This is a genomic window from Kribbella sp. CWNU-51 (genome assembly GCF_054073265.1).
In genome coordinates this window covers 113,540-129,074 of record NZ_JBSXMZ010000020.1, presented here as the reverse complement: position 1 = coordinate 129,074, position 15,535 = coordinate 113,540, and the positions used below count along the sequence as shown (strand labels likewise).

Here is a 15,535-nt window from a genome sequence, read left to right as displayed (position 1 = left end):
GACTCGGGCTGGACCTGGACCGACCGATGTGCCCGACGATCACCGAAGACGGGAGGAACGACGATGACCAAGACAGGTAGAGAGGCAGAGCAGAAGATTGCGATCGGCAACGAAGATCGCCGGCCACCGACCAGGGACGAGATCTGGCGACGGATGTCCAAGGCGTCCTTCGCAGTGCTGAGCCACGTGACACCGAACGGCGAGCCTCGGTCGAGTGGTGTCGTTTACACGACCGGGCGAGGCCGGCTGTACGTCGCGGTCGCACCGAACAGCTGGAAGGCGCTGCACATCCCCGCGACCGACCAGGTCGCGGTGACGGTGCCGGTACGGCGAGGTGGACTGCTGGCGCTCCTGTTCCCGATTCCACCGGCCACGATCAGTTTCCATGCCCGTGCGGTCGTCCACCCGGCCGGCCGCAGCGACATCACGTCGCTGTTGCCGGAGCTGGCGAAGCTGGTGCCGCCCGAACGATTGGCCGACTGCCGGATCGTGGAGATCGTCCCCGAGGGGCACTTCCTCACCTACGGCATCGGCACATCACTGCGGGCGATGCGCAACCCGGCCACCGCTCGATCCCGGGTCCCGGTGAACTGAGAGAGGCCCGAAAGGGCCCGGCGAGCCGGGAGATCAAGTGTCGTGGCCGGAGTCAGTCGACCGGCGACTGTTCGGTTGGCCCCGCCTGCGGCTCGCCCGCTTCTTTGTCGCGGCGGTGGCTTTCCCGGTAGACCTCGACGCCGAGGTGGCGCACGATGCTCTGCTCGGGGTGTGCCGATCCGGTCGTCCGCCGGCTGGCCACGGTGCGCTTCGCGTCGCGCTGTGTGCGGGCTTTCTCGATGTCTTTCATGGCCGGTTCCCTTCGTGCACTTCCAGCACACGCCGGCTCGCGACCGTACGACAGGGCAGAAGATCCCGCCGAGGTGAACCGGACGGCCCTGGTGCGCGTCGCGGCACCGGCGGACGATGGCCTCGAAGGGGTCCATCGATCGGAAGGGCGAGCATCATGATCGCGAGCAGGCACTGGAGCGTCGAGATCTTCATCGACGAGCACGAGGACGAGCGGACCACCCACGCGGAGGCTCGGCTGCACACCGACGACAAGACCCAACTCGTCGGCCGGGGCACGGCCCACCGGAACCCGAACGACGCCGACATCGCCGAGATCGGCGACGAACTAGCCGCCGCGCGGGCCCTGTCCAACCTGGCGCACGAGCTGCTTGACGCCGCGGCGTCCGACATCGAGCAGATCACCCACGAGCACATCCGCCTGCACAACTGACCGCAGCCACGGGCACCGCCGGCCGAGGACCCAAGGCAAAGCACACCAGCCAGATGCCGAGCTGAGCATGGCCGCCGCCGTCACCTCCAGCGTCGACCCGCCGGGAGCTGCCGGGGACGGGCCGTTCGCCCTGTAACGACGGGCCGTTAGCCTGTGTTGCTGTTCATCTGAGTGTGATGCGCGCTACGGGCTGGTCCGAAAGGCGTGGCGGGCTGCCGGGACCGCGAAGCACAGGGCTGGAACGGACCAGAGCCAGAAGCCCCAGCCGAAGCACATCAGAGCCAGGTGGAAGGCGATGACCGCCACATAGCCGGCGCGTGGGCTCTTTACCAGGAGTACGGCGATGGTCAGTTCGGCCACGGCGAGGAGAAGGGCCCACAGCGACGGGTGGGCCATGTAGACGTTCTGCCAGCCGTTGTACACCCAGTCGAAGAGCGCGTGATCGGCGAACGGGCGGTACGACTGCGGGGTTGTCAGTGCCAGGACGAAGTGGACCACAGCGCCTGACCCGAACAGCGCGATGAAACCCCAGTGGATCGCACGATAGACAGCCGCCGAACCGGTGGAGGTGGCGGGCTGGGTGGTCATGGGGATCAGCCTCCGGTGGCGGCGGCCGGGATGATGGCGACCGGGCAGTCGGCGTGGTGGAGGACGGTTTGGCTGACCGAGCCGATGAGCATGCCGGTGAAGCCGCCACGGCCGCGGGCGCCGAGGACGATCAGGTTGGCGTCGGCGGCGAGGCGGAGGATGTGTTCGGCGGGGTGGCCGGTGATCTGGATGAGTTCGGCGTCGTGACCACCGCGTGCGTGTACTGCGTCGCGGAGCTCGGCCTCGGTGATCCGGTGCAGCTCGGTGCCGGCCGGCTGGGCGGCGACGACGCGTACGGCGAGACCGTGACGGCGGGCGTAGTCCAGGCCGAGGTTGAGGGCGGTCGCCCCGGCGGACGAGCCGTCGTACCCGATGACCACTCGAATGCCGGCCGCAGTGCCGAGATCCGGTCGTACGACGACAATCGGGCAGCGGGCGTTCGCAGCGAGGTCGAGGCCGGTCGAGCCGAGGAGTGCGCCGGCCATCAGGCCGAGGCCACGGCTGCCGATCACCACCAGCTTCGCGTCACCGGACGCCTTCACCAGGATGGTGGATGGCGGGCCGTTCTCGATCCGCGGATCGACGTCGACGGCCGGCGCGAGTTCGCGGGCCAAGGCGAGAGCCTTGTAGACGACGTCACCGGCCTCGGACGCGGGATCACCGGGCTGCAGGGCATGGATCAGGCGAAGCTGAGTGCGCAGGGACTTGGCCTCGGCTGTCGCCCACCTGATCGCGATCTGGTCTGCCGGCGACCCGTCGATGCCGGCCACGACTGGCTGGTGTCTCATGCTGATCTCCTTGCCCTCTCCGGCAGGCCGATCTCCTCGGCAGCCATGAGCAGACCGCGCAGACGTGCCACGAACCGTGCGGCAGGCGCGCCGTCGACCACGTCGTGGTCGACGCTGGTGGTCAGCTGGAGGAACTCACGTTCGACCAGCCGGTCCTGGAACAGAATGGGACGTCGCGTGATGCCGCCGATGACGACGCCGAGCGTGTGGAGCTGGAAGGCGATGCCCCATCCGCCACCGGCGCCGAACATTCCGACCGCGGTCACGCCGATGGTTCCGGCCAGCGCCCGCTGGCGATGGGGTAGGCGGTGCAGCGCTCCAAGCAGCCGGATGCGCACGAAGCCAGGCAGGATCAGATAGGCATGTGCCCACGGTGCCTTGCGGACCGACGGGCTGAGGTGGGGATCCGCCTTGACGTCGCGGATCTCGCGGCACAGGTCCTGCACCGTGCGGCTGCCGGCATCGCGCAGGACGTGCGTGAACGCGAAGGAGCTTCCGTCCAGGTCGACCTCGACCGGCAGGCCGACGTCGACCTGGTCGAAGATCACGTCGCGGCCGCGCAGGTCGCGGTACGCCTGGACGGTGGGGTCGGCGGCGACCGCACGAGCTACGCAGGCGATGACGAACGCAGTGAACGAGAGGTCCTCACCGGTCGTCTCCCGGTGTCGTCGCAACGCCCCGCGGGCCGAGGTCACGTCCACCTCGAACAATCCGTGAATGGCGTGGCGGCGCTGGGCGGCCCGGCCGGCATCGATGACTAGCCGGCGGGTCCAGGGCACGGGCACGACCCTCGAGTGCAGCTGATGCACGGTCCACCTCCGGAGCCGATCTGCTTCGAGCTTGGGCTGCACGCGCCGCCTTCCGCATCGGCCGATCGGTCCGCGCGGACAGGCCTTTCGGCCCTACGTGGCCTGACCGAGTTGCAGTTCGCTCGAAGGTGCATGGACTCATCAAGGTAAGGATCGGAGGATGCGATGCCCACTATCCGTATCACGGCCACCGCGGCCGCGCGCCAGGCGATCCGTCACCTGAGCGCCGGTCGTGGCGCTCCAGTGATGTTCGTCCAGTCCGGCGATTTCCGTGCCGGCGGTACGCCGAGGTGCTACCCGGATGGCGAGTTCCTGATCGGCCCCGGGGACGTGCTTCTCGGCGAGATCGAGGGCAGCCCGTTCTACCTGGACCGGCGGCAAGCCTGGGGCGAGGCCGCGTTCGAGCTTGACGTCGCGCCCGGCGGACCGGAGGGGTTCTCTCTCCCGGCCGGGCTGAGCGGCCATTTCGTCACGCGATCCCGAACCGACGTCGCGGTCGCCCTCGCGGCGGACCCACAGTAGTTCGACCAGGCCTTCCGGTCGCTGCGTTGCGGCGGGCGGCTTTGACATCCACGGAGGTGATCGCGATGGAGGAGACGGTTCGGCTGACGGACGCGGACACGGACGCGATGCTGCGGGCCGCGGTGGCGGCGCCGTCGATGCACAATACCCAGCCGTGGCGGTTCCGGTTCGCCGGGCGGACGGTCGAGGTGCACCGGGATCGGGAGCGTGAACTACCGGCGGAGGATCCGTCGCGGCGGATGCTGTACGTGTCGCTGGGTGCGTCGATCTTCAATCTGCGGGTGGCTGCGGCGGCTCTCGGGATGGGTTCGGCGGTTCGTCACCTGGTGGACCAGCGGCGCCCGGATCTCGTCGCGATGGTGGAGCTCGATGCGCCGCTGAGCGCAGAGATGGCCGGACTGGCGCCGTACCTCATGCAACGCCGGACGAACCGGGAGCCGTTCAGCGATGTGCGGGTTCCGGATCAGGTCCGTGCGGATCTCGGGCTGAGTGCGCGGGTCGAGGGCGCCGTGTTGCAATGGATCGACCGACCGCCGATGCAGTGGTGGTTGCGGATGGCAACGACCGACGCGATGACCGCGGACGACCAGGATCGCGGCCGAACGGCGGAGCGGCGCCGGTGGGTCGGCAGTGACCGGGCGGACGACGGCGTGCCGTCGAGTGCGCTCGGGCCGCGGGTCGCGGGCGGCGATCCGGTCGTCCGTGATCTGGCCGCCACCGGGGCCGACGAGCTGCGGCCGGTGGCGGACTTCGAGCGTCAACCACAGTTCGCGGTACTGGCGACTCGGTACGACGGACCGATCGAGTGGCTCCGCGCCGGCCAGGCACTGGAGCGCGTGCTGCTCGAGGCGACCGCACACGGTGTCTCAACGTCCCTGCTCAATCAGGTGATCGAGCACGAGGGTCTCCGGTGGCAGATCAACGATCCGCTCGGTCCCTGGCAACGTCCCCAGGCCGTGATCCGCTTCGGCTACGGTCCGCCCGTCCCACCGACTCCCCGCCGCCCGATCGCCGACGTCCTGATCCGCGACTGAAGGCCTGCCCCGAGATCGGAGCAGGCCCTTCCGGACGGTTGTCACCTGCGGCGTGCGATGCGGTCCATCGCGGTCAGGGCACCAAGGCGCGTCCTCGGCGAGACCTTCGGCTCTGCTGACCTCGCCGCGACGGATCGACGCTGGCAGTAAGAGACGAGTGTCAGGAGGTCGTGATGAGGACGACGACTTACCCCGTCCGCGTGGACGGGGCGATGGACGAGCGGCTGAATCGCTGGCTGTGGCTGGTGAAGTGGGTGCTGGTGATCCCGCACCTGTTCGTACTGGCGGTGCTGTGGATCGGGTTCGTCCTGCTGAGCTTCGTGGCGTTCTTCGCCATCCTGTTCACCGGGCGGTACCCGCGCGGGATCTTCGACTTCAACGTCGGAGTCCTGCGGTGGACCTGGCGGGTGCAGTTCTACGCGTACGGCGCGCTCGGCACCGACAAGTACCCGCCCTTCACCCTCGACGACGTACCGGATTACCCGGCGCATCTGGAGATCGCCTATCCGGAGCACCTGTCGCGCGGTCTGGTCCTGGTCAAGTGGTGGCTGCTCGCGATTCCGCACTATCTCGTGGTCGGATTCTTCCTGGGCGGCGGGACCTGGTTCGCTGCGCAGACGGAAAGGCAGGGCTGGGGCTCCGGTCTGGTTGGCCTGCTCGTGCTGATCGGTGCTGTGGTCCTGTTGTTCACCGGTCGCTTTCCGCGGCCTGTCTTCGATCTGGTGCTCGGCATGGACCGCTGGGCGTTGCGGGTCGCGGCGTACGCCGGACTGATGGTCGACGAGTACCCACCGTTCCGGTTGGACATGGGCGGTGACGACCCGGGCACTACCAGACTGGACGAGCCGCACCCAGGGCGCGCCGTGATTCCGCCGGCTTCGTGAAGTCGTACGGCAGCCGAAGGCGGGACCTTCGACTCTGCATTCGACCCCGGTCCGCGGGTCGAATGAGAGTGACGGAAACAACCGGCTGAAGGGTCGATCATGAGCGTACGGGTTGGGATCAACGGGTTCGGGCGGATCGGGCGGGACTACCTGCGCTGCGTACTCGAGCGGACGTCGAGCGGCATCGAGGTGGTCGCGATCAACGACGTCGCGGCACCCGCAACACTCGCGCACCTGCTGCGCTACGACTCGACCTATGGGCCGTTGAAGGAAGAGGTCGGGCACACCGACGACACGATCACGGTCGGCGGCCGCACCGTTCGTGCGACCGCCGAGCGTGACCCCGCGCGCCTGGACTGGGCTGCGGTCGGGGCCGACATCGTGATCGAGTCGACCGGCAAGTTCCGGACCCGCGAGGCCGCCGGCGCGCATCTCGCCGCCGGTGCCCGCAAGGTGATCCTGTCGGTGCCCGGGAAGGACGTCGACGTGACCGTCGTCCTCGGCGTCAACGAAGACGACTACGACCCGGCGACCCACCACGTGATCTCGAACGCCTCGTGTACGACGAACTGCGTCGCGCCGATGGTGTCCGTACTGCACCGGGCCTTCGGCATCGAGCGTGGACTGATGACGACGATCCACAGCTACACCAACGATCAGGTGCTGCTGGACTCGCCACACAAGGATCTGCGCCGCGGACGGTCGGGCGCGGTCAACCTGATCCCGACGAGCACCGGCGCGGCTCGTGCGGTCGGCCTGGTCATCCCTGAGCTGGCCGGGAAGATCGACGGCGTCGCGGTGCGCGTCCCGGTCGAGGACGGCTCGCTGACCGACCTGACGGTGCAGGTGTCCGAGGCCGTCACCGTCGAGCAGGTGAACCAGGTCTTCGCGGATGCCGCGGCCGGACCGCTGAAGGGGATCCTGCGCTACACCACAGATCCGATCGTGTCCCACGACATCATCGGCGACCCGGCGTCCTGCATCTTCGACGCCGAGCTCACGCAGGTCCAGGACCACCTGGTCAAGGTCTTCGGCTGGTACGACAACGAGTGGGGCTACACCAGCCGCCTGGTCGACATGACCGAGCTCGTCGCCGGTTTGCTGTGACAGGAGGAGTAATGAACAGCGAGAGAGTCGTCTGGCTTCAAGGCGACGCAGATCCACAGCAGGTCGGCGTGAAGAACGCGCGATTGGCCGAACTGACGAACGAAGGAATCCGGATTCCGGCGGGCTTCGCAGTGACCGCCGCGGCGTACCACGACTTCGTCCGCGAAGCCCGGCTTGGGTCGGTGATCGCGCAGGAGCTTCGCAGATACCGCGCCGGCCGGGAGCTCGTCGTGGTCGCCGCCGCGATCCGTACCGCCTTCCGGGAGGCATCGTTGCCGTCGGCCCTGACCGACGAGATCCTCGCCGGCTACGAGGAGCTGGGTGGCGACGGGACGGAGGTCGCGGTCCGCAGCAGTCCGATCGACCCGCAGGACGGCGTCGCCGACGAGACCTTCCTGCATTTGCGGAGCGGAGCGGACGTGCTCGCCGCCTGCCGGTGCTGCTTCGCGTCGCTGTTCAGTGCCGTTGCCGTTGGCAACCGTGAGCACCGAGGACCGGATCAGCTGGCAGCTGCCATGCCCGTCACCGTGCAGCGGATGGTGCGCGCGGACCTGGGGAGCTCCGGCACGGTCCGCGGCGAGAGCACCTTCGTGCGGGTCCTGGCCACGTGGGGCCTCGGTGAACCGTGCGCCGACGATCCCGACCAGTACTCCGTTCACCCGGGCGCGCGTCCGATGATCGTCAAGCACCGCGGCGCCAAGCGAACCAAGACCGTGTATGCCGGACTCCGCGGCACGCAGGCGGTTCCGACCACACCGCGGGAGCGCTCCGGCCTGGTGCTGACCGACGACGACATCCAGGAACTCGCCGGCTGGTCGGTTGCCGCCGACAAGCACTTCAAGCGTCCGATGGAACTCGAATGGGCCAAGGACGGTCGCTCCGGCGCCCTCTACCTGGTCGAGGTCCACCGACGGGTGATGCCCACGGTGACCATCTTCGTCGACGGGTCGAAGGGAATCCTCGTCCAGCAACCGAGTCACTGAGGGGAACACATCGATGGATAAGTACATCCTCGTGGGCGTCGACGACACGCCCGAGAGTCAGCTCGCGCTGCACTGGGCCGTCGAAGCGGCCGAGGGGCGCGGCGCGCGGTGCGGGTGGTCCGGGCCTACCTGAACGAGCTGAGCCGGTGGCCGGCCCTCGGTGTCGAGGGCTACGTTCCGCCGCCGAGGCACTGGCCTTGGTGATTGAGGGCCGGGCAGGCGAACAGCTCGTCGAATTGTCGGCAACAGCGTCGTTGGTGGTGGTCGGTTCCCGTGGCCGCGGCGGTGTCGCCGGTCTGCTGCTGGGATCCGTCAGCCAGAGCCTCCTGCACCATGCGGACTCGCCCGTCGCGATCGTCCGCCGGCACGAGGAGTCATGATGCGCCACTTGTTGACAATCCCCGACTTGATGTCGACCGACGTCGACACCGCTCCTCCCGGCACGGCCGGGACGTTCTACTAGGAGCGTCGTACCGTTGCCGCATGGTGTCGCGGCGGAGCTGGGTCGAGCAGATCATGGGTCTGCCGGTCAGCGTTCTCGCCCGCGGGGAGCAGGCGGACTCCGCGCGGGCGGACGCGGCCGTGCGAGAGGTCTTCGCGGAGCTGGTCGAGGCCGATCGCGTGTTCTCGCCGTACAAGACCGACAGCGCGGTCAGCCTGCTGGCGCGTGGAGAGGTGGGCTGGGACGACGTCGACCCGGTTGTGCGTGCGGTCGCTGAGCGATGCGAGCGCGCCCGCGAGCTGACCGGCGGGCTGTTCGATCCGGAGCTGCCGGACGGCGGGTGGGATCCCTCGGGGCTGGTGAAAGGCTGGGCGGTCGAGCGGGCCGGCGAGCGACTGCGGGAGGTCTCCGACCTGGATTGGTGCCTGAACGCCGGGGGCGACGTGCTGGTGCTGTGCCCGAGCAACCATCCGTTCACCGTCGGAATCCAGGATCCGCGCGACCCAGGGCGGGTGGTCACCAGCGTGGCCCGAACCGATGGAGCCGTGGCAACGAGCGGTACGGCGGCCAGAGGTGCGCACCTCTACGACCCACGCACCGGCGGTCCGGTGGCGACCCGATGGCTGTCGGTGTCGGTGAGCGGTCCGTCACTGGAAGACGCCGATGTCCTCGCCACCGCGGCGTTCGTCGCGGGCGAGGAGTGGCCGGCTGTGCTCGCGGCACTGCCCGGGTACGAAGGCCTGGGAATCCTTGCTGACGGCAACCTGTTCGCGACACCCGGCTGGCCCGCGGTGGGGTCGGGGGCACAATGACCGCGATGAGACAGATCCTGCTGATCGAGGATGACGCCGACCTCGCCGGACTGCTCGACCGGGTGCTCGCCGACGAGGGGTACGCCGTGACCCGCGCGGGCGACGGTCAGACCGGACTGCACCTGGCGTTGACGCGGTCGTTCGAGGCGATGATCGTCGACCGTGGTCTGCCCGCTGTCGAAGGCCTGGACCTGATCGCCCGGCTGCGCAGCCGCGGCGTGGTCACGCCGATCCTGGTGCTGTCCGCGCGGAACAGCACTGAGGACCGGGTCGAAGGTCTGGACGCCGGCGCGGAGGACTACCTGGCGAAGCCGTTCGAGCTCACGGAGTTGCTGGCGCGGCTGAGGGCCCTGCTGAGGCGCCACCTCGATCACGCCGGCCAGCTGGCTGTTCGGGTGGTTCTCTGGATCTCGCCACCCGCACAGTGCGACAGGCGGGCGGTGGCACGGTCGAGCTGTCCGAGCGCGAGGCGGCCTTGCTGGCGCTGCTGGCGGCGAGGCCCGGTGTCGTGTTCAGTCGTGGCGAGCTTCTCGACCGGGTCTTCGACGACGCGGAGTCGGAGACTGTGGTCGACACGTATGTGCATTACTGCCGGCGGAAGCTCGGGCGTGGAGTGATCAGCACCGTCCGCGGACTCGGCTACCGGCTGGGCAGTTCATGAGCGGCCGGCCGATCGGTGACGAGGTCCTCGTCCGCAGGGCCGCTCGTGGCGTTGCCGTCCAGGTCGCGGCTCTGGTCGCGGTGGCGATGCTGCTGTTGATCGCTCTGGTCACGATCGTCGTGGTCCGCGGTCAGACGGGTGCCGCCGACGATCTGCTCCGGTCGGCGATCGCGACGGCCGATGACGTCGGTGATCCGCCGGCCGGCACCTGGCTGGCCATCACCGGCCCGGCCGGTACCACGGTCACGCCGGGGCTGCCGGATGAACTCCTTCCCCAACTGGCCGCGATGCGCAACGGAGCCGACGGGCCGGTCCGGTTGATCACGGTGGAGAACGACGACGGTGAGTACCGCATCGCCACAGGCACCCGCAAAGGCACGCCTGTGCAGGCTGTGCTCGATCTGGCGACGGCGCATCAGGAGCGCGCCCGCCTGCTCCAGGCGATGGGATTCGCGTCGGCGCTCGGTCTGTTGTTCGCCGGGCTGCTGGGCGTCCTCATCGGCCGTCGCGCAGTCCGGCCGCTGGCCCAGGCGCTCACCCTGCAGCGGACGTTCGTGGCCGATGCGGGCCATGAGTTGCGCACACCGCTGACGTTGCTGAGCACGCGCGCCCAGGTTCTCGACCGCACCTTGCGCCGCAGCAGCTCGAGCGACGAGATCCTGCGTGACTCCGACGGCGTCGTCCAGGACACGAAGCGACTCGGCGAGGTCGTCGACGACCTACTCGCCGCCGCCGACCCGCGGGGCGCCGAGGGCCACGAGCCGGTCGATCTCGCCCAGGTCGCGGAGGACGTCGTGGCCAGCGCGGGAGCCCACGCCCAGCAGGCCGGCGTGCGGCTGCGGTGGCATGCGGACGAGGGCAGCCTGCTGGTCCTCGGCGCGGCCAGCGCGATCCGCCGCGCGACCATCGCGCTGGTCGACAACGCGATCGACCACACACCAGGAGACGGCGAGGTGCGGATCGCCGTACGGCGGCATCGGCGGGACGTGATCCTGGCCGTCAGCGACACCGGTCCCGGGATCGGGCCGGAGGAGGCGCAACGGGTGCTGCGCCGGTTCGACACGGGTGGTCATCGTGCGGGCCGGGCACACTACGGCCTGGGCCTCGCGCTCACCCACGATGTCGCGAACCGGCATGGCGGCCAGCTCCGGCTGGCGCCGAGCGAGGTCGGGGCGACCTTCGAGCTGGTCCTGCCGGCGATCGAGGAGCCCGGTCAAAGGAAGGCCTAAGAATCCGCGGGCATTGTCGGAGCATGACGAACCGCGGTGCTGCCCAGGCGACGAGCCGGCATCGCAGTGTGCATCTCCGGCGGCGGGCTCGTCGTACTCCGGTCTGGTGGCGCGACGCCATCGGCGTGCTGTGCTGGGGCAGCGTGCTGGTGGTGATCGCACTGTGGTTGTCCGGACGCGGTGTCCAATTGCTCGCGGCCGGCCCGGCGGATCTGCTGACGTCGCTCGGTCGGCTGTCCGGCCTGGTGGCAGCGGACCTGCTGCTGGTGCAGGTGTTCCTGATGGCCCGGGTGCCGATGATCGAGCGCAGCTACGGCCAGGACGAGTTGGCCCGCAGGCACCGGCTGGTCGGCTTCTGGTCCTTCAACCTGCTGATGGTCCACATCGCCTTGATCCTCGGCGGATACACGCTCCGGGATCACAACGATCTCCTGCACGAGACGTGGAGCGTCGTCACGACGTACGGCGGAATGCTCCTCGCGGTCGCGGGAAGTATCGCGTTGACGGTCGTCGTCGTCGTCACCTCGGTCCGGGTGGCCCGCCGGGCGTTGCGTTACGAGTCGTGGCACCTGCTGCACCTGTACGCGTACGTCGGGGTGGGGCTGTCCGTGCCGCACGAGATCTGGACCGGCGCGGACTTCACGACCTCGGCGGTGGCACGGGCGTACTGGTGGTCGGCGTACGCCTTCGCACTCGCCGCGATCCTGGTCTACCGCGTGGCCTTGCCGGTCTGGCGGACGCTTCGGCACGGCCTCACTGTGCGAGAGGTCATCCGCGAGGGGCCGGGCGTGGTGACGGTCACGCTGGCCGGTCGGGGCCTGCATCGGATGCCGGTCCAGGCAGGTCAGTACTTCGTCTTCCGGTTCCTCGACGGCCCGGGATGGTCGCGCGGTAATCCGTACTCGTTGTCGCCCTCGCCCGCGCCCGACCGCCTGCGGGTGACCGCCAAGGCGGCCGGTGACGGGAGCAGCCGGCTGGCCGGGCTGCGGCCGGGCACCAAGGTCGCGATCGAAGGCCCGTACGGGCGGCTGACCGGCGAGCGGCGGGTCACCCGCAAGGTCGCGATGTTCGCCTGCGGCATCGGCATCACACCGCTGCGGGCCTTGCTGGAGGAGCTCGAGTACGAACCGGGCGACGCCGTCCTGGTGTATCGCGCGCACGATCTCGACGACCTGGTGTTCCGTGACGAGCTCGACCAGCTGGCCCAGCGCCGCGGCGTCACCGTGAACTACGTGCTCGGCCGGCGGATCCGGAACCGGCAGTCCTGGCTGCCGGAGAGCGCCGCGGCATGGACCGACGAGGACGCGATGCAGCAGCTCGTCCCCGGCATCAGCCAGTACGACGTCTACGTCTGCGGCCCTGACCAGTGGATGGATGCGGTGTGCGCGGCGGCCACCCAAGCTGGCCTTCCGCCGAACCAGCTGCATCAAGAGCGGTTCTCATGGTGAGAGGAGTACGCGCGTGAGGCGCGGGATCAAACTGGTCATGGCGGCGGCGACCTTGGTGGTCGTCGGTGTGGCGTTGCGGGCGAGCGCGCAGCCGCACTCGTCGGCCGAGGTGGTGTCGTCCGCTCCAGCCGGGCGGCCCCGGCACGTGCCGACTCGTCCGACGCCGCTGCCTCCGAACCGGTCCGGGACCCGGACGGCGCCGCCGAGCCGCCCGAGTCCCACCGCTTCGGGCCGCCCAAGCCCTTCCGCGACCCGCCCGGGCTCCACCGCGACCCGCCGGAGTGCCTCGCCGACGCGCCCGAGTCCTTCGAAGGCCACGGCTGTGACCGTCGCCGGTGATCTGGTCCAGACGCAGTACGGGCCGGTGCAGGTCGAGGTCACCCTGCGGAGCGGGCAGATCACCCGGACCCGCGCACTCGCTCGGCCGAGCGGCGACGGACAGACCGACGCGATCAACAGCTACGCGATACCGCAGCTGGTCCAGGAGACGCTGACCGCGCAGAGCGCGCGGATCGACACCGTATCCGGGGCGACCTTCACTTCCGGGGGATACCGGCGGTCGCTGCAGTCGGCGCTCGACGCGGCACATCGGGCCGGTGCCTGATGACGACCCACTCGGAGCGGCTGCGACGCAACGCGGCGGTTGTCGGGGCGACCGGCGTACTGATCGGCCTGCTGTTCCTGTACCCGACGAGCACGAATCGGACCGACTCGCCGACCTCCGCCGCGGCCAAGCCCGGGGTCGTCAGCACGGGACCGGCGACCGGCGTCCTGACGGTGAACGGCAGCTCGGAGGGCACCCGGTACGGCCCGGTGCAGGTCCGCGTCACGATCCGTTCCCACCGCCTGGTCGCCGTGACCGCGCTCGTCTATCCGTCGTCGGGAGGGCGCGACCAGGAGATCAGCGCGTTTGCACTGCCGCAGCTCGAGCACGAGGCGATCGCGGCCCAGAGCGCGCAGATCGACACCGTGTCGGGCGCGACCTTCACCTCGGACGGCTACCGGCGCTCGCTGCAGTCCGCCCTGGACGCGGCCCACCAGCAGGGATGAAGCCCGTCCGTCAGCGAGGCAGGCGAGTGGATGGGTGGCAGGATCCGGACCTCGTTCACTCGGTGGTGGTGCAGAGGTAGCGCTCGATGAGGTTGAAGGGGCCGCCTTGGATGGAGACTTCGTTGCGCCAGGTGAGGGTGTTGTCGTCGGCGAGGTGCCAGGAGAGGCGGAGGCGGACGGGTGGGCGGCCGATGCTCTCGAAGGTGAGCAGATCGCCGTTGATCCGGCCGGACAGGAGTTCCAGGTGGCCGTAGTTGTCGGCGACCGAGGCGCGGTACTCGCCGGCCTGCGGATCCCAGCCGGCCACCCAGTGCAGCTGCCAATGGAGGACGAAGGTCCCGTCGGCGAGGAACTGGTTCTGCTGGTAGTCGCCGACGATCCACAGTCCGTTCTGGATCGTGTGGTGGCGGCCTTCACCGGTCGCGGTCATGGCGGGGCTGCCGGGCCCCATGGCGCCGGCCTGGATGGTGCCGGTCCAGCGCACATCGCGATGGAACCGGGCCAACTGGGCCATCTCGTCACCGGGCTGTACCGGCAGCGGAACTCGTGTTACCGGGGTCGATGTCATCGCGTGCCTCCCGAGAGGTGAAGGTGAGGTGTTCGGCGAGCTGGACGGACCACACAGCGAGCGTGGTCGCGATGGCGACGGTCAGGAAGAGGGTCGATGGCGAGACGGCGAGGGCCAGGGCGCCCGGCGCCGACCGCAGTGACAGCGAGGATGGTGGTCAGCCAGCTGATGGCGTCCGGCCGCTCGCCGTCGGAGCAGAGGATGATGATCGCTCCGCCCAGCATCAGCGTCGCGCAGGTCATCGCACGGATGGTAAGGAAGTTGCTGGAGGCAAGGAACAGCAGGTAGAGCGTCACCAGTACGGCGATCAGGGTCGAGGCCACGAGGTCGCGGCGGCGGAGCGTGGGCATGGCTCAGCCACCATGCGCGGTCGAGATGTCGCGATGGATGACGGCGACCGGGCAGTGCGAGTGGTGGAGCAGGCCGCGGGCCACTGATCCCAGCCGCAGCTCGGAGAACGCGGCGTGGCCGAGCCCCCCGACTACGACCAGGTCGGCGAGCTCGGACTCGTGCGCGAGCGCCCGCACCGGATGATCGGCGACGGCGCGGTGGTGGACAGCGACCTCGGGGCACTTGGCCTGCCAGTCGTCCAGCGTCCGTGCCAGGAGCTCGTCGGTTGCGTCGGCCCAGGGCGGCCGGCTCGGGTCGGTCCAGACACCGGGATCGGGGTAGCTCTCGCGGATCTCGACAGCGTGGACACCGACGAGTTCGGCGTTCGTCGCATCGGCCAGCTCGAAGGCGAAGTGCAGCGCGTCCTGGCCCTCCAGCGATCCGTCGACGCCGACCACGATCCGCCGGTGTGCGGGAGCCGCCGGATCCCAGGTGTCGGGTACGACGACCAGCGGCACCTTGGTGCTGAGCGCCGTACACGCCTGGGACGTCGATCCGAGCACGAGCTCGGCGAAGCCGCCCATGCCGCGGCGGCCGACGACGAGGGCTTGGGCGCGCTCGGACAGCTCGAGGAGGATATTGGCCGGGTGGCCGTGGCGCACCTCCAGCGACGCGGCCGTGAATCCGATCCGCTCCAGCTCATGGAGGGCGTCTTCCAGCACCTCGCTGCCGTCGTCCGCTCCGATCGGTGGTGGGCTCGTGGGGAGCTGCGGCTGATCGTCCAGGACGTGGACGGCGTGCAACGGCGCGTGGCGCAAGGTGGCGTACGACGTGGCCCAGCTGAGCGCGATCAAGCCGTCGCGTGATCCGTCGATCCCGACGAGTACAGGCAGTTGCGCTGACATGGGGGACACCTCTCGGTTCGTACTCCTGCAGTTCCAGTCAAGCCGTGTGCAGGCGCTGGCGGGAGGGCCGAAGGTCCCGCCTGGAGGTGTAGTTCGGCC

General features: G+C 69.5%; 23 protein-coding genes and 1 pseudogene. 16 read left to right on the top strand and 8 right to left on the bottom strand.

Annotated features, from left to right (window positions below):
- Positions 1-63 precede the first annotated feature (63 nt).
- Complete coding sequence (locus tag ACXC9Q_RS22435; RefSeq protein WP_457058585.1) at positions 64-594, top strand: hypothetical protein; 531 nt, start codon at positions 64-66, stop codon at positions 592-594.
- A gap of 52 nt (positions 595-646) precedes the next feature.
- Here ACXC9Q_RS22435 and ACXC9Q_RS22430 read toward each other — a convergent pair whose 3' ends face one another.
- Entirely contained in the window at positions 647-844 is a 198-nt protein-coding gene (locus ACXC9Q_RS22430) for a hypothetical protein (protein WP_457058584.1), read from the bottom strand.
- A gap of 156 nt (positions 845-1,000) precedes the next feature.
- On the opposite strand from ACXC9Q_RS22430, the gene ACXC9Q_RS22425 reads away from it, so the two are divergent.
- Complete coding sequence (locus ACXC9Q_RS22425) at positions 1,001-1,276, top strand: DUF1876 domain-containing protein (protein ID WP_457058583.1); 276 nt, start codon at positions 1,001-1,003, stop codon at positions 1,274-1,276.
- Between the two features lie 183 nt (positions 1,277-1,459).
- Here the strand turns inward: ACXC9Q_RS22425 and ACXC9Q_RS22420 are convergent, their stop codons facing one another.
- Genes ACXC9Q_RS22420 through ACXC9Q_RS22410 form a run of 3 tightly spaced genes read right to left on the bottom strand, consistent with a single transcriptional unit; the run spans position 1,460 to position 3,461 of the window.
- Entirely contained in the window at positions 1,460-1,864 is a 405-nt protein-coding gene (locus ACXC9Q_RS22420) for a hypothetical protein (RefSeq protein ID WP_457058582.1), read from the bottom strand.
- Positions 1,865-1,869: 5 nt separating this feature from the next.
- Positions 1,870-2,652, bottom strand: a complete 783-nt coding sequence (locus tag ACXC9Q_RS22415; protein WP_457058580.1) for a universal stress protein — start codon at positions 2,650-2,652, stop codon at positions 1,870-1,872.
- The gene (locus ACXC9Q_RS22410; RefSeq protein WP_457058579.1) at positions 2,649-3,461 is read right to left on the bottom strand and encodes a 2-oxo acid dehydrogenase subunit E2; all 813 of its coding nucleotides are present in this window, start codon (positions 3,459-3,461) and stop codon (positions 2,649-2,651) included. The genes ACXC9Q_RS22415 and ACXC9Q_RS22410 overlap by 4 nt, the downstream gene beginning before the upstream one ends.
- A gap of 165 nt (positions 3,462-3,626) precedes the next feature.
- Between ACXC9Q_RS22410 and ACXC9Q_RS22405 the strand changes: the two genes are divergently transcribed.
- The 12 genes and pseudogenes from ACXC9Q_RS22405 to ACXC9Q_RS22350 all read left to right on the top strand — a co-directional run bounded on the left by ACXC9Q_RS22405 (position 3,627) and on the right by ACXC9Q_RS22350 (position 12,583).
- The gene (locus ACXC9Q_RS22405; RefSeq protein WP_457058578.1) at positions 3,627-3,983 is read left to right on the top strand and encodes a DUF779 domain-containing protein; all 357 of its coding nucleotides are present in this window, start codon (positions 3,627-3,629) and stop codon (positions 3,981-3,983) included.
- A 65-nt stretch (positions 3,984-4,048) separates the two neighbouring features.
- Positions 4,049-5,017 carry an Acg family FMN-binding oxidoreductase gene (locus ACXC9Q_RS22400; protein ID WP_457058577.1) on the top strand — a complete coding sequence of 323 codons (969 nt, stop codon included), beginning with the start codon at positions 4,049-4,051 and terminating at the stop codon, positions 5,015-5,017.
- 173 nt (positions 5,018-5,190) lie between these two features.
- A complete protein-coding gene (locus tag ACXC9Q_RS22395) occupies positions 5,191-5,901 on the top strand; it encodes a DUF4389 domain-containing protein (protein ID WP_457058576.1) in 711 nt (236 codons plus the stop codon).
- Positions 5,902-6,000: 99 nt separating this feature from the next.
- Positions 6,001-7,008 carry a type I glyceraldehyde-3-phosphate dehydrogenase gene (gene gap / locus ACXC9Q_RS22390; RefSeq protein WP_457058575.1) on the top strand — a complete coding sequence of 336 codons (1,008 nt, stop codon included), beginning with the start codon at positions 6,001-6,003 and terminating at the stop codon, positions 7,006-7,008.
- An 11-nt stretch (positions 7,009-7,019) separates the two neighbouring features.
- Positions 7,020-7,991, top strand: a complete 972-nt coding sequence (locus ACXC9Q_RS22385; protein ID WP_457058574.1) for a PEP/pyruvate-binding domain-containing protein — start codon at positions 7,020-7,022, stop codon at positions 7,989-7,991.
- A gap of 13 nt (positions 7,992-8,004) precedes the next feature.
- A complete protein-coding gene (locus ACXC9Q_RS22380; protein ID WP_457058573.1) occupies positions 8,005-8,124 on the top strand; it encodes a universal stress protein in 120 nt (39 codons plus the stop codon).
- 13 nt (positions 8,125-8,137) lie between these two features.
- Entirely contained in the window at positions 8,138-8,371 is a 234-nt protein-coding gene (locus tag ACXC9Q_RS22375; RefSeq protein WP_457058572.1) for a universal stress protein, read from the top strand.
- A 103-nt stretch (positions 8,372-8,474) separates the two neighbouring features.
- Positions 8,475-9,245: an FAD:protein FMN transferase gene (locus tag ACXC9Q_RS22370; protein WP_457058571.1), complete on the top strand. Its 771-nt coding sequence runs from the start codon at positions 8,475-8,477 to the stop codon at positions 9,243-9,245.
- Positions 9,242-9,529: pseudogene (locus ACXC9Q_RS22365) on the top strand (response regulator); the annotation flags it as partial. The gene ACXC9Q_RS22370 and the pseudogene ACXC9Q_RS22365, both read left to right, overlap by 4 nt.
- Positions 9,530-9,669: 140 nt before the next feature.
- Positions 9,670-9,906: a winged helix-turn-helix domain-containing protein gene (locus ACXC9Q_RS22360; protein WP_457058570.1), complete on the top strand. Its 237-nt coding sequence runs from the start codon at positions 9,670-9,672 to the stop codon at positions 9,904-9,906.
- Positions 9,903-11,135 carry a sensor histidine kinase gene (locus ACXC9Q_RS22355; RefSeq protein ID WP_457058569.1) on the top strand — a complete coding sequence of 411 codons (1,233 nt, stop codon included), beginning with the start codon at positions 9,903-9,905 and terminating at the stop codon, positions 11,133-11,135. Before ACXC9Q_RS22360 ends, ACXC9Q_RS22355 begins: the two co-directional genes overlap by 4 nt.
- A 23-nt stretch (positions 11,136-11,158) precedes the next feature.
- Positions 11,159-12,583 (top strand): ferredoxin reductase family protein, encoded by a 1,425-nt coding sequence (locus ACXC9Q_RS22350; RefSeq protein ID WP_457058568.1) that lies wholly within the window; start codon positions 11,159-11,161, stop codon positions 12,581-12,583.
- Here the strand turns inward: ACXC9Q_RS22350 and ACXC9Q_RS22345 are convergent.
- Positions 12,575-12,901, bottom strand: coding sequence for a hypothetical protein (locus ACXC9Q_RS22345; protein ID WP_457058567.1), 327 nt, complete (start codon positions 12,899-12,901; stop codon positions 12,575-12,577). The two genes, ACXC9Q_RS22350 and ACXC9Q_RS22345, sit on opposite strands and share 9 nt — an antisense overlap.
- Positions 12,902-12,905: 4 nt before the next feature.
- On the opposite strand from ACXC9Q_RS22345, the gene ACXC9Q_RS22340 reads away from it, so the two are divergent.
- A complete protein-coding gene (locus ACXC9Q_RS22340) occupies positions 12,906-13,187 on the top strand; it encodes an FMN-binding protein (RefSeq protein WP_457058566.1) in 282 nt (93 codons plus the stop codon).
- Positions 13,187-13,633, top strand: a complete 447-nt coding sequence (locus tag ACXC9Q_RS22335; protein ID WP_457058565.1) for an FMN-binding protein — start codon at positions 13,187-13,189, stop codon at positions 13,631-13,633. The genes ACXC9Q_RS22340 and ACXC9Q_RS22335 overlap by 1 nt, the downstream gene beginning before the upstream one ends.
- A gap of 55 nt (positions 13,634-13,688) precedes the next feature.
- Here ACXC9Q_RS22335 and ACXC9Q_RS22330 read toward each other — a convergent pair whose 3' ends face one another.
- Genes ACXC9Q_RS22330 through ACXC9Q_RS22320 form a run of 3 tightly spaced genes read right to left on the bottom strand, consistent with a single transcriptional unit; the run spans position 13,689 to position 15,436 of the window.
- Complete coding sequence (locus tag ACXC9Q_RS22330) at positions 13,689-14,201, bottom strand: DUF1579 family protein (RefSeq protein WP_457058564.1); 513 nt, start codon at positions 14,199-14,201, stop codon at positions 13,689-13,691.
- A complete protein-coding gene (locus tag ACXC9Q_RS22325; RefSeq protein WP_457058563.1) occupies positions 14,198-14,551 on the bottom strand; it encodes a hypothetical protein in 354 nt (117 codons plus the stop codon). Before ACXC9Q_RS22325 ends, ACXC9Q_RS22330 begins: the two co-directional genes overlap by 4 nt.
- 3 nt (positions 14,552-14,554) lie before the next feature.
- The gene (locus ACXC9Q_RS22320; RefSeq protein ID WP_457058562.1) at positions 14,555-15,436 is read right to left on the bottom strand and encodes a universal stress protein; all 882 of its coding nucleotides are present in this window, start codon (positions 15,434-15,436) and stop codon (positions 14,555-14,557) included.
- Between the last annotated feature and the right edge of the window lie 99 nt (positions 15,437-15,535).

Excerpts from the sequence above, each read along its gene's own strand:
- ACXC9Q_RS22435 (WP_457058585.1), top strand. The coding sequence starts at position 64 with ATGACCAAGACAGGTAGAGAGGCAGAGCAGAAGATTGCGATCGGCAAC.
- ACXC9Q_RS22430 (WP_457058584.1), bottom strand. The coding sequence starts at position 844 with ATGAAAGACATCGAGAAAGCCCGCACACAGCGCGACGCGAAGCGCACC.
- ACXC9Q_RS22425 (WP_457058583.1), top strand. The coding sequence starts at position 1,001 with ATGATCGCGAGCAGGCACTGGAGCGTCGAGATCTTCATCGACGAGCAC.
- ACXC9Q_RS22420 (WP_457058582.1), bottom strand. The coding sequence starts at position 1,864 with ATGACCACCCAGCCCGCCACCTCCACCGGTTCGGCGGCTGTCTATCGT.
- ACXC9Q_RS22415 (WP_457058580.1), bottom strand. The coding sequence starts at position 2,652 with ATGAGACACCAGCCAGTCGTGGCCGGCATCGACGGGTCGCCGGCAGAC.
- ACXC9Q_RS22405 (WP_457058578.1), top strand. The coding sequence starts at position 3,627 with ATGCCCACTATCCGTATCACGGCCACCGCGGCCGCGCGCCAGGCGATC.
- ACXC9Q_RS22400 (WP_457058577.1), top strand. The coding sequence starts at position 4,049 with ATGGAGGAGACGGTTCGGCTGACGGACGCGGACACGGACGCGATGCTG.
- ACXC9Q_RS22395 (WP_457058576.1), top strand. The coding sequence starts at position 5,191 with ATGAGGACGACGACTTACCCCGTCCGCGTGGACGGGGCGATGGACGAG.
- gap (WP_457058575.1), top strand. The coding sequence starts at position 6,001 with ATGAGCGTACGGGTTGGGATCAACGGGTTCGGGCGGATCGGGCGGGAC.
- ACXC9Q_RS22385 (WP_457058574.1), top strand. The coding sequence starts at position 7,020 with ATGAACAGCGAGAGAGTCGTCTGGCTTCAAGGCGACGCAGATCCACAG.
- ACXC9Q_RS22380 (WP_457058573.1), top strand. The coding sequence starts at position 8,005 with ATGGATAAGTACATCCTCGTGGGCGTCGACGACACGCCCGAGAGTCAG.
- ACXC9Q_RS22370 (WP_457058571.1), top strand. The coding sequence starts at position 8,475 with ATGGTGTCGCGGCGGAGCTGGGTCGAGCAGATCATGGGTCTGCCGGTC.
- ACXC9Q_RS22355 (WP_457058569.1), top strand. The coding sequence starts at position 9,903 with ATGAGCGGCCGGCCGATCGGTGACGAGGTCCTCGTCCGCAGGGCCGCT.
- ACXC9Q_RS22350 (WP_457058568.1), top strand. The coding sequence starts at position 11,159 with ATGACGAACCGCGGTGCTGCCCAGGCGACGAGCCGGCATCGCAGTGTG.
- ACXC9Q_RS22335 (WP_457058565.1), top strand. The coding sequence starts at position 13,187 with ATGACGACCCACTCGGAGCGGCTGCGACGCAACGCGGCGGTTGTCGGG.
- ACXC9Q_RS22330 (WP_457058564.1), bottom strand. The coding sequence starts at position 14,201 with ATGACATCGACCCCGGTAACACGAGTTCCGCTGCCGGTACAGCCCGGT.
- ACXC9Q_RS22325 (WP_457058563.1), bottom strand. The coding sequence starts at position 14,551 with ATGCCCACGCTCCGCCGCCGCGACCTCGTGGCCTCGACCCTGATCGCC.
- ACXC9Q_RS22320 (WP_457058562.1), bottom strand. The coding sequence starts at position 15,436 with ATGTCAGCGCAACTGCCTGTACTCGTCGGGATCGACGGATCACGCGAC.